Annotated in this window: 12 protein-coding genes; 8 read left to right on the plus strand and 4 right to left on the minus strand. The window is 37.0% G+C overall.

The features are described 5' to 3' along the window. Positions 1-536 precede the first annotated feature (536 nt). Positions 537-2003 (minus strand): aminotransferase-like domain-containing protein, encoded by a 1467-nt coding sequence (locus AC2SLP_RS04745; RefSeq protein ID WP_486535487.1) that lies wholly within the window; start codon positions 2001-2003, stop codon positions 537-539. 431 nt (positions 2004-2434) lie between these two features. Here AC2SLP_RS04745 and AC2SLP_RS04750 point away from each other — a divergent pair, with 431 nt between their 5' ends. After that, positions 2435-3094 carry a LysE family translocator gene (locus tag AC2SLP_RS04750; protein WP_486535488.1) on the plus strand — a complete coding sequence of 220 codons (660 nt, stop codon included), beginning with the start codon at positions 2435-2437 and terminating at the stop codon, positions 3092-3094. Between the two features lie 509 nt (positions 3095-3603). Beyond that, positions 3604-4095, plus strand: coding sequence for a hypothetical protein (locus AC2SLP_RS04755; protein ID WP_486535489.1), 492 nt, complete (start codon positions 3604-3606; stop codon positions 4093-4095). Positions 4096-4203: 108 nt separating this feature from the next. Here the strand turns inward: AC2SLP_RS04755 and AC2SLP_RS04760 are convergent, their stop codons facing one another. Further along, positions 4204-4959, minus strand: coding sequence for a M90 family metallopeptidase (locus tag AC2SLP_RS04760; protein ID WP_486535490.1), 756 nt, complete (start codon positions 4957-4959; stop codon positions 4204-4206). Positions 4960-5033: 74 nt separating this feature from the next. Continuing rightward, complete coding sequence (locus tag AC2SLP_RS04765; protein WP_486535491.1) at positions 5034-6296, minus strand: DUF819 family protein; 1263 nt, start codon at positions 6294-6296, stop codon at positions 5034-5036. A 235-nt stretch (positions 6297-6531) separates the two neighbouring features. Between AC2SLP_RS04765 and AC2SLP_RS04770 the strand changes: the two genes are divergently transcribed. After that, a complete protein-coding gene (locus AC2SLP_RS04770) occupies positions 6532-7947 on the plus strand; it encodes a uracil-xanthine permease family protein (protein ID WP_486535492.1) in 1416 nt (471 codons plus the stop codon). A gap of 63 nt (positions 7948-8010) precedes the next feature. Here AC2SLP_RS04770 and AC2SLP_RS04775 read toward each other — a convergent pair whose 3' ends face one another. Further along, complete coding sequence (locus tag AC2SLP_RS04775) at positions 8011-8658, minus strand: TetR family transcriptional regulator C-terminal domain-containing protein (RefSeq protein ID WP_486535493.1); 648 nt, start codon at positions 8656-8658, stop codon at positions 8011-8013. A 218-nt stretch (positions 8659-8876) separates the two neighbouring features. On the opposite strand from AC2SLP_RS04775, the gene uraD reads away from it, so the two are divergent. The 5 genes from uraD to AC2SLP_RS04800 all read left to right on the plus strand — a co-directional run bounded on the left by uraD (position 8877) and on the right by AC2SLP_RS04800 (position 14014). Further along, positions 8877-9401 (plus strand): 2-oxo-4-hydroxy-4-carboxy-5-ureidoimidazoline decarboxylase, encoded by a 525-nt coding sequence (gene uraD / locus AC2SLP_RS04780; protein ID WP_486535494.1) that lies wholly within the window; start codon positions 8877-8879, stop codon positions 9399-9401. Between the two features lie 53 nt (positions 9402-9454). Next, entirely contained in the window at positions 9455-9838 is a 384-nt protein-coding gene (gene uraH / locus AC2SLP_RS04785) for a hydroxyisourate hydrolase (protein WP_486535495.1), read from the plus strand. An 86-nt stretch (positions 9839-9924) separates the two neighbouring features. Continuing rightward, entirely contained in the window at positions 9925-11268 is a 1344-nt protein-coding gene (locus tag AC2SLP_RS04790) for a urate hydroxylase PuuD (RefSeq protein WP_486535496.1), read from the plus strand. 538 nt (positions 11269-11806) lie between these two features. Continuing rightward, the gene (locus AC2SLP_RS04795; RefSeq protein WP_486535497.1) at positions 11807-12484 is read left to right on the plus strand and encodes a GntR family transcriptional regulator; all 678 of its coding nucleotides are present in this window, start codon (positions 11807-11809) and stop codon (positions 12482-12484) included. Between the two features lie 99 nt (positions 12485-12583). After that, positions 12584-14014, plus strand: a complete 1431-nt coding sequence (locus AC2SLP_RS04800) for an NCS1 family nucleobase:cation symporter-1 (RefSeq protein WP_486535498.1) — start codon at positions 12584-12586, stop codon at positions 14012-14014. Positions 14015-14071: the final 57 nt, after the last annotated feature.

A 14071-nucleotide genomic window follows, 5' to 3' on the forward strand; every position in this document is an offset into this window, starting at 1 on the left:
TTTGAGATAGGTATTATATTATTCTTAATCTGACTATAATTAAATATAATAACGCTCTAATTTGCACAGAACACAAAAAGTAGGGTGATAGTGCTGTTCTGTGTCAGAGTATTTAAATCAATTTCGTATAAAATCTTAAGTTTAAGTATTATTATTAAGAATATGAGCTTTAAAAATTATTAGTTCAAACAAATTGTACAAAAAATTTATAAGTTAAATAGGTTAAGATAGGTAGTACTTTATTACAGTCTATTTAACATAATATACATTATGCGAAAACAAACCAATCGCTTTTGGAGCGTTTATTCATCGCTTAATCACAACTTTATACTATCATTCATTTAGAGTTAAATATCAGCGCCAACATACAAAAGCTATCCATTTAAATCACTAGTTAAACTCATAAACAGTAAACACAAATCGATTGACAATCACTACGTTTAATATTTGAAATCTACCAAGGCAAGCCTTACCTTGTGACCATTATCAACGACCAATGGACGGTTTAATGTTGATTTAAAGACTCTTGCTAGTCTTTATTTGGTCTCATTATCTATATAAGCTTTTAACCACTGTAGAAACGCATCACTGGTCGTTGCAACATTAAGTCGCAAATGTGTTGAATAATCACCTTCAGGATTAAACAACTGACCTGGAGCTACTAGCCAACCTTCATTATGTGCAGACAATGCAAGTTTAGCAGTATCACAGCCTACATCGACCCATACGAACAATCCAGGCTGTGTATGCTCTGGATACTCTAGACCGATGTTGGTAAGCTTTTGACGTAATTGTTGATGCGCCTCATATAGAAGGTTTTGAAGTTTTTTAAGTTGCCGTCTACTTTCACCATGTGTCCAGAGCTTATGAATGACACGTTCTCCAAATTCTGGTGTAGTCATGTTATTTAAGGTCTTTATACCAATAATTTCATCTACAAACCTATCAGGACTGACTAATAATCCAACACGCCAACCTGATGCCATGAACTTAGAGAATCCTGTCGCATAAAATACCCGTTCAAACTGATCCAAACTAGAATATCTGAGTGCATTATTTTCAGGTAATAAAGCGGCATATAAGTCATCTTCAAAAATATAGGCATCATATTTATGAATTAAATTAAGCACTTGATGAACGCGAGCGGGATGTAGATTGTATGAGGTTGGATTATGAAGCACACTATTTGTTAGATACATTTTAGGTTTGTATCGTTCAAACAAATCTTCCATCTGCTCAATTTTAGGCCCCATATGATCCCTTTGTACGCCTATTACTTTAAACCCCATATTTTGCAAACTGCTCGATAGCCAGAACCAGCCAGGTTCATCAACTAGTACTGCATCACCCTCGGTAAGTAGAAGCTGGGCAACAAGAATGACCGCGTGTGAGACCCCAGAAGTTGTTATAACGTTATCAGCGGTTGTTTGCATGCCAAGGATACCTAAATACTGAACCAATTGCTGACGTAAGGGTTCAAATCCTTGAATAGCACCGTATTCATATATAAAGCTTTTAGCTTGAGATGTGATTTGTCGTATCGCCCATTCCATTTTTTCATTACGTATCCATTCTTGAGGTAAGACGCCTGAACCTGGTGATTTATCAATCGAAATATCACTAAACATCTGGCGTACTAGCCATTTAGAATCTATAACGGTACTCGGTATCTCTCTATCACGTGAGCTCGTTTTCGCATCAGTCATTAAATTAGTGTCGTACTCAGTATTTAATTGGCTGTCATCTGAACGATTGCTTTTTAAGCCGACTGAATTCACATAATACCCAGACCCCTGTTTAGCCAATAGTACATTGGTAGCAACCAATTGCTCATAGGCTTGAGAGACAGTAAAACTTGATACCCCTACTAATTTAGCAAGTTTTCTAACCGATGGTATGCGCTGATTAGGTTTATAGACCTGCCATTCGATACGCTCAGTTATCCATTCTATAACCGCTTCTGTTTTGGTTAAGTTTGGGTTAAGGCGGTACGTAGACTCCATTTTTTAAGTCCTTTTGATGGTTTAGTTGAGTTATATAAATGACAAAATATCTAATTTAGTAAATGTAGTGCCATTTTAAACGTATAAAACCTCATACTTTCTAAATGTTTAACTTCATTCAGTTTCACTTGATTCATAAGCTGATTAGCCGCAAAGCTGTATAGAGATGTTCACGCCCACAGATATGTATAAATCTATAATGCACACAATACGCAACTAATATCTGTTATATATCTGTGTAGTTATATAGACCATGACACCTTGATAATTGTATTTATTACTTTATAAGTACTTTATAAGTACTGTATAGGTACTGTATAGAACTATAAGTATATAGTTAAAAGTATAAATCTATAAATTTATTGAAATTTACTAAACCTAGCAGCTTTATAAACTGTTTAAGCGCAAATAATTAATAATGGATGGGAATAATGGAAGAGTTACAAGGCAGTGTGGCTGCATTAGCTTTATTTATGATTATAAACTCAATAACAACTGGCCCTAATAACTTAATGCTACTACAAGGGGGGCTAAAAAAAGGCTATTGGGGGTGCCGCTGGCATATGCTTGGCATCTCTTTTGGTGTAGGAATTATGCTTTGGCTTAGCTATTGGGGTGTATCGACACTTATCGTTCAGATTCCTATATTAATGATTGTCATTAAGGTATTGGGAACGGGGTACTTGTTGTGGCTTACCTACGTGATGGCTACTAGCGACTTCAAAGCAACGATTAATAACGCTTTAGTTAACCGAAAACTAGAGAACTCGCCATTTGCCCAGAATAAAAAACGCTTTGGCGAGCTGCCGCTTACTTTCGTACAAGCAGCTATTTTTCAATGGTTAAATCCAAAAGCATGGACGATGACTATGGTTGCACCCAGTATATTCATGATGACAAACGCACGGCCTTGGTTTGATAACTTACCGTTAGTATTAATGTGCATGTGTATAAATATAGTTTGCATTAGCTTCTGGTCGGCAGGCGGGCAATCGCTCAGATCTTTGGTACATCATTCTAAGTTATTGAAGATAGTACACAGTTTGATTGTCATCATGACGTTGTATTGTGCTGTTGCAATGTGGTTTTAACAGATTAATAGAACTTAATGTGTTCATCGCTTTTACACAATCATTCAATTTAATTTCCATCCTGGCTTTACAGATAAAGATTATAGTAAATAGACACCTGTAACATTCTCAATCCCCTTCACTTGGTATATATCTATGCAAGCCTCTACCCTTAAGCGTTTTACACTCTTTATTATTATGCTGATCACATTATTATTAATCTCAGTAGTGGTTATTACTTCATTGAAACCAATCGTATTGAATTAATAAAAATTAAAGAAGGAGTCTCCAAAGTTGTTGAATATATTGAAGTTGAATCAAATGCTAAGGAACGCTTAACCTATAACAGCTTATTCACTTTAGATAATAACGTTATAACCACCCCGCCAACTACTGCAATAGCTTATAAAGATGCCATGAGTTCTATTGAACATAAACGTACGCAACTTGGCAGTGCATTTCGGAACGCTGACTCAAAACGCGATAAAATTCAAGTGATATAAGAAGCACGAGTTTCCTATGTAGAATCCATGACCACCCTCCTACCCTATTGGTATGGTACTGCATGGGACTTTAATGGCACTTCCACTACGCCACAACAAGGACAAATAGCTTGCGGCTATTATGTATCGACTGTACTTGAAGATAGTGGCTTAAGAGTTGAGCGTAATAAATTAGCACAGCAAGCATCAGAAAATATCATAAAAAGTCTTACGACGGAAAGTCATATAAAACGTTTTAGCAATAAATCATTATCAGAATTTGTAGATGCCATAGATGAATGGGGAAAAGGATTGTATATTGTAGGTCTAGATTTTCATGTGGGTTATATTTGGCATGATGGTCAAGACATTCACTTTATACACTCAAGCATTCAACCGACCAGAAGTGTAATATCAGAATCAGCTAGAACCTCTGATGTCCTTGCTAACTCGAATTATCGGGTATTAGGTAAAATTTCAGAAGATGATGAATTGATTAAAAAATGGTTGGAACAATCAGTTATCCCTACATTGTCTTAATTTTAAATAAGGGTATTATTAAATGAATTGCATTAAAGAGCAATTGAATTAAAGAAGTAAATAATAAAGTGAAAATAATAAAGAAGAAATTAACAAAGACAAATATTATTAAAGCGGACTTTGCTGAAAAAATGCTTCAAACAATTTATAAATCTCAGGATAGGCGTCCATTAAGTCCTGTGGTTTTTCAAAAAACACTTCACTTAACACGGCCAAAAATTCCGCAGGATTGGTCGCACCATATCTATCAATGCCAGGTTTGGGATTGACTTTAAAATCATTGAACCCTCGCTCCATAATTTGAGTCCATTTTTTTGGATCTAAATCTTCATGTAGTGAAGGCTGCATAGGTGGAAAACCATTGGCTCTGCCGTTTAACATATCAAGCTTATGCACAAACTCATGAATAACCACATTGTTGCCATCTGCTTCTCCTGCGAGCTTAATGTCTTTCCAAGATAACACCACCGGTCCTCTGAGCCACGCCTCCCCGCTACGGTGCTGATGACCTTCATGAACTATACCGAATTCATCTGTCCTAGTAGTCTTGGTGGTGTAAGACCTTGGATAAACGATGATAGAGCTCCACCCTTTATACCACTCTAATCCTAAATTCAATATTGGTAAACAAGCTTGAAGTGCAATTGAATGCTTCACCTGATGGGTAATTTCAAATTCATTCGCCCCTTTAATAGATTTATCTTCCAAAAATAAGATTGCTAGCTCTACTAGCCTATCGAGTTCATCTTTTGATAATCTATCTAATATAGGTATATGTTTAGCACTATCTAATAAGCTGTCTTTGGTATAAGAGCTATTATCAATGATTCGCTGGTCATACCAGTCTTTTATTTTGTCGAACATGATTATCTCTATTTATATTAAATTTGTATAAATTCAATCAAAACCTACGACTAATTAGCTGCTAATAACAGTACTTAACCACCAACGACAATTCGCATCAATTGAGTGCTTATATACCCGCCAATAGTACCAACCGCGTAACCTAGAATACCTAAGAACACACCTACAGGTGCTAAAGAGGGGTGAAATGCGGTTGCTACAATGGGGGCAGATGATGCGCCGCCTGTATTAGCGTTTGAGCCTACTGCTAAAAAAAAGAAAGGCGCCCGAATGAGTCTTGCTACCATAAATATTATCGCAACGTGAATAGACATCCATAGTAGGCCTATCAATAATAAACGCCACTGTGATACCAAGCCATTAAGATTAATCTGCATACCTATGGCGGCAATCAAAACAAAGATAAACACTGTACCTATCTTTGAGGCCCCAATATGATCCAATCTGCGAATCTTTGTGAATGAAAAACCTACCCCAATCAGCGTTATGATGACTACCATCCAGAAGAATGAACTTGCAAAGCTATATTGAACCGCCCAGCTATAGGGTGAAAAGAAGTCTGCGATTTGACCACCTATAAAGTGCGCCAAACCAACCATAGCAAAACACAGGCCGAACATCACCATCAAGTCATTTAAGCTTGCCGGACGAGCATGATCTCGCTCATAGCTTTCTACAGCGGTAACTAATGTATCGATACTATGAGTATCAGCACCTAAAAGCTTATCTATCTTCGCGCTATGCTTTGCCATCACTAAAATGGCTAATAACCATAAGGATGCATTGGTAGTGTCGACTAAAATCATCATACCAAATAAGTCATCACTTACCCCGAACAGCTCTTTCATTGCTGCTTGGTTTGCCGCGCCCCCTATCCAGCTACCTGCTACTGCGGAGAATCCTCGCCACATTGTGTCATCAGTAAACATCTCTGGTGACATCCATTTAGCGATACTAAGGCTGATCGGACCACTCACTATGATCGCAAAACTTGCAGCAAAAAACATCGCTATCGCTTTCCAACCTAATCCTAGAATCTTAGGCACATCCATAGAAAGGGTCATTAACAATAAGCTGGCAGGGAGTAGATACGTGGCAGTAAACCCATATATCTGCGGGCCTACACCTTGTGCAAATACGCCTACGCTATTGAGGATTGCAGGTATAAAACAACATAAAACGATGCCGGGTAAGACCGCATAAAACCTTCGCCAGAACTTACCGGGTAGCCCTTGGGTATAAAACACCAGGCCTATAATAGCCATGATAATGCCAAACGCTAATGGCAGGCTTTCAATCGCTAAACTTGTAGTAGCAAATGGTGATGTATCTGGCATTAATGGCTCCAGCAAATTAATAAATATTATGTATTTTAAATATTATTTAAATTTTAAATCATTTTTTAAAATAAAATTAATATATTTTTTGTTTGGCATAAGAATTGCTTTAATGTAATAATAGCTGACCATTTGGTCAGATTTATAGGCAATTTGATAAGTAGTTTATTATTGTTAGATTGTGTCATTAATCAAAATAGCCCATCCACTACTGGATGAATACAGGAAGTTATATATGAATTTGCCCTCTTCAAATCAGCCACCCTCCAATCATGGCTCAACAGCGGTACCTCAACTTCAAAATACCCTATTGTATGGTCTGAACGACAAACCTGAACCTGCAAAAGCAACCTTAGCAGCCATTCAGCATGTATTAGCCAGTTTCGTTGGTATTATTACACCATCGCTTGTTATCGGTGGCGTGCTTGGTCTTGGGGAACACATTCCCTATCTTATAAGTATGGCACTCGTTGTTTCTGGTGTTGCAACTTTCATTCAATCCAAAAAGATCGGGCCAGTAGGTTCAGGTTTAATGTCTGTCCAAGGCACAAGCTTTGGTTTTTTAAGTGCTATTTTAGCAGCAGGTTTCATTGTTAAAGGCAAAGGGGGCAGCTCGGAGGATATTCTTGCAGTTATCTTCACAGTGACCTTTCTTGGTGCATTTATAGAGATTTTATTTAGTCAGTTTATTACCAAACTTAAAACGTTCATGAGTCCGCTGGTCACTGGTTGTGTCATTGTTACTATTGGTTTATCGCTTACCAAAGTAGGTTTAACAGATTTGGCTGGCGGGTTTAAAGCTGAAGACTTTGGTAGCTTAAGCAACTTAGCCTTGGGCGGAAGTGTTTTACTTATAGTCATACTGGTTAGTGTGTTTAAAAATAAGTATATCCGTTCAAATGCTATTTTTATTGCGCTTATATCAGGACTCCTCATATCAATATTCATGGGTAAAATCGATTTTAGTAAGGTTGGTGAAGCCGCAATGTTTACGGCGCCAATTCCATTTAAGTATGGTTTCTCTTTTGATTTACAAGCATTTATACCTGTTGCTTTGATGTATATCATCACAACGATTGAGACCTCAGGCGACTTAACAGCAACGTCTGTTATCTCAAAAGAGCCTATCAAAGGACCTGTGTATAAAGAACGTATTAGAGGCGGTGTATTGGGTGATGGTGTGAATTCATTAATTGCTGGTATGTTCAATACCTTCCCTAACACAACGTTTAGCCAAAATAATGGCGTTATCCAAATGACGGGTGTGGCCAGTCGTCATGTCGGTATGTATGTAGGTGGCATCCTTTTATTAATGGGTATGTTCCCTTTTATTGGTGCCATTTTTACCCAATTACCTAAGCCTGTGGTTGGTGGTATCACGCTACTGATGTTTGCTACCGTTGCTACGGCGGGTATTCGTATATTATCAACTGTTGAATTTAATCATCGTAATATTTTGATTATTGCCACTACCCTAGGATTGGCACTTGGTATCGCATTTGTTCCAGATGTACTGTCACAAATGCCGAAGATGATCCAAAACATATTTGGTTCAGCCGTTACCGTAGCTGGTATCGTTGCTATTTTCTTAGATACCGTACTTCCTAAAGACTATGGTAAAAGTTTAGACGCTCAAAGAGTAGACGTTTAGTTTTAGACAATGAGAGCCTAGCCATTTAAAGGTTAGTCTCTTTTTGTATTTGAAACGCGATGCTTAACTCAGCCCACATCCCCGAAGGATGAAGGACACCAAGAAATCTTCAATTCTTTGTTTATCTTTGGCATCGTAAGAAGGTTTATTGATTAATTTTAATATCTCGGTATCAAACTCAGCGTAACGCTGGGTTGTGGTCCAAATAAGTATTAACAAAAGTACGGGGTCATTAATGGCTATTTTACCTTGTTCGTACCAGCTATTAATGACCGCTGACTTAGCTAATGCCCATTCATTCATCTGTTTATTCATAAATTCTTGTATGTACGGTGCGCCATTAATAACTTCTAACGCAAACAACTTATGACGGTTTGGTTGTTCAAAAGCGCTATTCAATTTGATACTAATAAAATTCTCAATACTTTCCTTAGGATCACTGTCCTCATTGATGTCATCTAAACCATTATTCCATTCATCAATAATAGTCGTTAGAACCGTAAAGTAGAGATTTTTTTTATTCTTAAAGTAATAATGAATATTGGCTTTGGGTAATCCTGCCAAATCCGCTATCGCTTGCATGGTAGCACCTTTGTAGCCATTGGCTACAAATACAGATTCAGCCGCTTCGATGATAGCGTGTTTATTTTCAGACCGTATGTTTTGATGAGTACGGGGTTTTTTTAAGTCGCTCGTTCTGGCAGAGGTCATTTATATTCCTAATAGGAAAATTGAATTTATTTTGAAGGTAGCTACTTATATTTTAGCTACTGCACTTTATTTGTGCATATTTACCCAAATTGTCCATTTTTAAACTTAAAGTACAACGACTAAGTTTAATTTAAATTTTATTATTAAGTTTATATTTACCTATTTAGTTTTTTTTAATCCACAACTTATATATATTTTAGTTTTAGGGTATCACAACTATGTCCATCAATCTTAATGAGTTTAATGCAATGTCTGCTCAAGATGCACTTCACCATTTGTTAACGTGCTGTACCTCTGAAAGTTGGGCGAATAACTTAATAGCGGCTCGGCCATTTGACACGTTAAATTCGTTATTACAACTGAGCGACAAGATTTGGGCAGGTTTGACAACTAAAGATTATATGCAAGCATTTGAAGGTCATCCCCAGATTGGAGATGTATCTACTTTAAAGAAAAAATATCAAAATACCATAGGCAGTGCTTCTCACGAGCAATCCAAGGTAAATCATGCCGATGATAAAACCTTACAACACCTCGCTGAAGCCAATCGTGCATATTTAGATAAATTTGGTTTTATCTTTATTGTCTACGCTACCGGTAAGTCAGCTAAACAGATGCTTAATATTTTAAACGACCGTTTACCCAACACTAAGGCTGAAGAGATAAACAATGCAGCGCGTGAACAAAATAAGATAACCCGATTACGCCTCACTAAATTGTTTGAAGTGCCAGCAGCTTTATAGTCTAGCTGCTATGTATTCTAGAAATTAAAATCATCAAAACATTAAGGATCATCATGACTGCCACTTTATCATCACACGTATTAGACACTCACTTAGGCAAACCTGCCTCAGGCATAAACGTAGTATTGTACAAGGTAGTAACCAGTACGAGTGAACCTGATAATTCAGAGAATGTACTGTTAGCAGAAGCACAAACGGATAATGACGGACGTATCGGTATCAACGCTTGGAATATTGTTAACGAGGAAACAGACTCTCTTGATTTAGAGGCTAACGAGTATTGTTTGGTTTTTCAAACTAACAAATACTTCACACAGCTTGATATAGATGTATTTTATCCCAAAGCGACTATCAATTTCGTAATTAGAGACAATAGCCATTACCACATTCCTCTTTTGTTGAGCGCACATGGCTTCAGTACTTATCGCGGATCATAAGTATATAAATGCTCTCAAAGTTATTCACAAACTAAGATCACACATATTTAAGACACGTAATATTAATATAAGATAGGATTAAAAAGATGGGCGCATATTTACTAGACTGGTTACAGCTATTTTTTAGATGGTTCCATTTCATCGCTGGCGTGGCGTGGATAGGCGCATCCTTTTACTTTGTATGGTTGGATTTAAGTCTACAAAAGCCGCCAGAATGGAAGAAGCAAAAAGGTATCTCAGGAGACTTATGGGCAGTACATGGTGGCGGTTTTTATGAGATCGCAAAATACAAACTTGAGCCTGAGGAGATGCCCAAAAAGCTGCATTGGTTTAAATGGGAAGCCTATACCACGTGGTTGACTGGTATGGCGATGCTATTTGTGGTCTATTATTTCAATGCCACAGCCTATCTTATTGACCCAAGTAAAGTTGCTTTTAGCTCAAACGTCACAGCCATTGCGACAAGTCTATTATTTATATTTGGTAATTACTTTATATATGAAGCCATCGTTCGTAGTGACTTAGGTAAAAATGCCTTTATATTTAGTGTGCTTATATTTATCTTAATGGTAACGGACAGCTGGCTGGCTTACCAATTATTTAGCGATCGAGCGTCATACATTCATATGGGTGCTATATTAGGTACCATTATGGTTGGTAATGTATTCTTTGGTATTATGCCGGCACAGCGCGCTTTGGTCGAGTGTGTGCGTAACGGAGAAAAGCCCGGCAAAGAAGTTGCCGAACTGGCACTCCAAGCCAAAAACCGTTCTTTAATGAACAACTACTTTACCCTACCCCTAATTTTCATAATGATCAGCAACCATTACCCTATGACTTATGCGCATGAGTCTGGATGGTTGATTTTGGTTTATATATCCATTATCACGGCCATTGCCCGTCATTATTTCAATCAAAAGCATTTAGGTAATAAAAAGCCGCGTTATTTAGTTATACCTGCACTACTCACTATCGTACTTATTTTCTGGATGCGTCCAGAACCTATTGAGCCAGTTGCTAAGGTACAAGCGGCGTCCAGCACTGGGGTTTCTACTATACAAGCTAACTCAAATAACGATGTAACAGTATCATTAAATAATACAGCAGCAAATAATACAGCAGCAATTAATGCAAAAGGTACTGCTGCAACAAATGACGATCAAAGCATTCTTGAAGCAAGTTCAGTTGCAGATGCGCATATTCTAAATGTTGTGAATGAAAGATGTAGCACATGTCATGCGGTCGCCCCCACTCAAACTGGCTTTAGCGCTGCACCGCAAGGTATAGTATTACAAAACGCTGATGATTTAAAAACTTATAAAACTCAAATCATAACAGCGCTACGAACCAACTATATGCCGCTGGCGAACTTAACTCAGATGACTGATAACGAGCGACAACAATTAATTGACTACGTGTCATCATTATAGTTTTATTTGTTTATTAAAGCTTTAATGCTGAACTAATAACTCATTCTATTATAAAGACCAAGCCGAATCAGCTTGGTCTTTTTTATTAAAATAATGGTACACATAAACTTATAGTATAAGTTTCATATTATTAAAAATATAAATCTTCGAATTAAATTGTATACAAATAATTTTATAGAACACTGTATTTTGATAGATAGAACAGATTTAAACTCATAAAGTTATTATAAATAATTTATTATTAGTAAAATACCTTAAATTACAGTTAAATTTAAGCTTATACACAGTATCGTTATTACTAAATCTTATTATGCTCAAATAATTTTATTTTCTAATCAGATTGGATAACACAAATTTAAATTTAGTGTTGTATACAATCTTATAATTAGCGTATAGTTATTAAATCAGGAAAAACAATTAATTAACGTGTTTAGATAATAAATGTATTCAAATCTATAGCTTAAATTTAAACTATTATTCATACCCTATATAGTCATCCATTTATTTTAATCGTACCGTTAACTAAAAAGAATTTAACATGTCAAAACTTAGTGACCATCAAATTTATAATACGTTGTTTAAAGCCATACATGAGCATCATCTACTTCCCGATACTCATTTACCAGAAGATGAGCTCGCAAAAAGCTTTAATGTGAGCAGGACACGGATTAGAAAAATATTAGAACAGCTTATACATGAGCGTTTGGTTGTCAGATTGACTAATAGGGGCTGTTTTGTAGAATCTTTAACACCCAAACAAATAAACGATGTTTTTGACGCTCGTAAGATTATTGAAGCAGGCGTTATTGAGCTTTTAAAGTTTCCATTAACATCTGATCAAATTGAACATTTAAATCAGCTTTGTATTTATGAAAACGCGGCGATTAAAGCAAATGATTATAGTCGAGCTAATACTTTATCAGGTGACTTTCATATTGAACTTGCTAAATTGACCAATAACGAGACCTTAATCACCATGGTAAAACAGCTCATTGCACGTACGTCGTTAGCATTGGCTGTCTACAACAAACCAACGACGATGCAATGTGACAATGGCTGTCATCATCATTTGGTCAAATTATTTAAACAAGACAATCAGCAAAGCATTAAAGAATATATGGTTGAGCATTTGAGCAAACTTGAAAACAATTTGAATATACAATCAGATCCTTATAAGACGGTCGACTTCTCAGAGCTTATATCGCGAATCTCTTGAAAACTTAAATGATCTATCTACCTTTTAAAACTAGAATGTTATTTAAATCCCTAATCACAGCTTAACCTTTCAAACCACCCCACCCTAAAGGAGATAGACATGCTATCAGATAAAGAGTTGACAATTGTCAATGAACATTCCAGTTTATACAATGAAGATCTTGCACCGACGCTAGAAGAAAAGCGAAATTGGGGCTGGTTTGAAATTTTTAATATTTGGTCTAATGACGTTCAAAGTCTTTTTGGCTATACATTAGCTGCTTCATTGTTTTTGACTTATGGATTAAGTGGTTGGTGGGTAATGGCTGCAATAATGCTGGCTGGTATCGTTGTGATGTTCATGGTGAATTTAACCGGGCGTCCTGGCGTAAAATACGGCATACCTTTCCCAGTCGTTATTAGAGCAAGTATGGGGATTAAAGGGGCTAACCTTCCAGCGATGCTACGTGCCATTATTGGTATCTTTTGGTACGGCGTACAGACCTATTTTGCATCCACAGCGGTCGCTATATTATTAACAATGATGATAGGTGATTCATCAGGAACATTCTTAGGCTTATCCTCTACAGCTTGGATATCCTTTGTGATTGTTTGGGTTTTCCAAATTATGCTGTTTTGGGCAGGTATTGAACCCATCAAACAGTTTTTGAACTGGGCAGGCCCACTAGTATATGTGGTTATGATAGCGTTAATGGGGGTCGTTTGGTATACGGCAGGCTCTGAATTACTACCTGCAATAAGTACCATATTTAGCGAAAATAACACGTATGAAGGCACAAAGTTTGATGCATTTACCGCTATTGTCGGAACGATGATTGCTTACTTTGCTGCAGTTGTAATCAACTTTGGCGACTTTGCACGATTTGTAAAAAGCGAAAAACAGATGAAACTAGGTAACCTCATAGGGTTACCCTTTAACATGGTCTTCTTCTCTTTTATTGCCCTTATTATCACTGCAGGTACGCTTGTATTATTCGGCGAGCCGTTGACCAATCCATCAGATATTGTTGCCAAGGTTGATGCTTTACCGTTAACCATTGTATCGGCATTGACCTTTTTTGCGGCCACCGTTGGTATTAATATGGTCGCTAACTTTATACCGCCAGCATACGATTTGGCCAATTTATTCCCAAAACAAATTAACTTTAGACGTGGCGGGCTCATCACAGCGATCATAGCCTTCTTCGTTGGCGCATTATGGCTATCCTTTATTAGCCAAGTTGGTATTGTTGGATTTGTTAATATCATTGGTTCAATCATCGCACCATTCTTTGGCATATTGGTGATTGATTATTATATAATTAAGCGTCAAACCCTTGATGTGCAAGCGTTGTTCGACGATTCACCTTCTGGCAAGTACTATTACCAGAACGGCTGGAATATGAAAGGTGTAATTGCCTTTGTTGTTGCAGGCATTGTGTCCGTGATTATTTCATTAACACCATCGCTTACAGCGCTTGAAGGCTTTGGATTTCTTATAGGTGCAGCTTTAGGCGGCTTAATCTATTGGTTGTTAATGCGTAATAAATAAATTATACGTTCTATTAAGAATGCATATAGCAATATAAAGCTATATGCATTTATAGTT

Source organism: Psychrobacter sp. CX21 (genome assembly GCF_057396255.1).

What these genes read in the sequence shown, in the direction of transcription:
- AC2SLP_RS04745 (WP_486535487.1), bottom strand. Translation starts at nt 2,003, where the DNA reads ATGGAGTCTACGTACCGCCTTAACCCAAACTTAACCAAAACAGAAGCG.
- AC2SLP_RS04750 (WP_486535488.1), top strand. Translation starts at nt 2,435, where the DNA reads ATGGAAGAGTTACAAGGCAGTGTGGCTGCATTAGCTTTATTTATGATT.
- AC2SLP_RS04755 (WP_486535489.1), top strand. Translation starts at nt 3,604, where the DNA reads ATGACCACCCTCCTACCCTATTGGTATGGTACTGCATGGGACTTTAAT.
- AC2SLP_RS04760 (WP_486535490.1), bottom strand. Translation starts at nt 4,959, where the DNA reads ATGTTCGACAAAATAAAAGACTGGTATGACCAGCGAATCATTGATAAT.
- AC2SLP_RS04765 (WP_486535491.1), bottom strand. Translation starts at nt 6,296, where the DNA reads ATGCCAGATACATCACCATTTGCTACTACAAGTTTAGCGATTGAAAGC.
- AC2SLP_RS04770 (WP_486535492.1), top strand. Translation starts at nt 6,532, where the DNA reads ATGAATTTGCCCTCTTCAAATCAGCCACCCTCCAATCATGGCTCAACA.
- AC2SLP_RS04775 (WP_486535493.1), bottom strand. Translation starts at nt 8,658, where the DNA reads ATGACCTCTGCCAGAACGAGCGACTTAAAAAAACCCCGTACTCATCAA.
- uraD (WP_486535494.1), top strand. Translation starts at nt 8,877, where the DNA reads ATGTCCATCAATCTTAATGAGTTTAATGCAATGTCTGCTCAAGATGCA.
- uraH (WP_486535495.1), top strand. Translation starts at nt 9,455, where the DNA reads ATGACTGCCACTTTATCATCACACGTATTAGACACTCACTTAGGCAAA.
- AC2SLP_RS04790 (WP_486535496.1), top strand. Translation starts at nt 9,925, where the DNA reads ATGGGCGCATATTTACTAGACTGGTTACAGCTATTTTTTAGATGGTTC.
- AC2SLP_RS04795 (WP_486535497.1), top strand. Translation starts at nt 11,807, where the DNA reads ATGTCAAAACTTAGTGACCATCAAATTTATAATACGTTGTTTAAAGCC.
- AC2SLP_RS04800 (WP_486535498.1), top strand. Translation starts at nt 12,584, where the DNA reads ATGCTATCAGATAAAGAGTTGACAATTGTCAATGAACATTCCAGTTTA.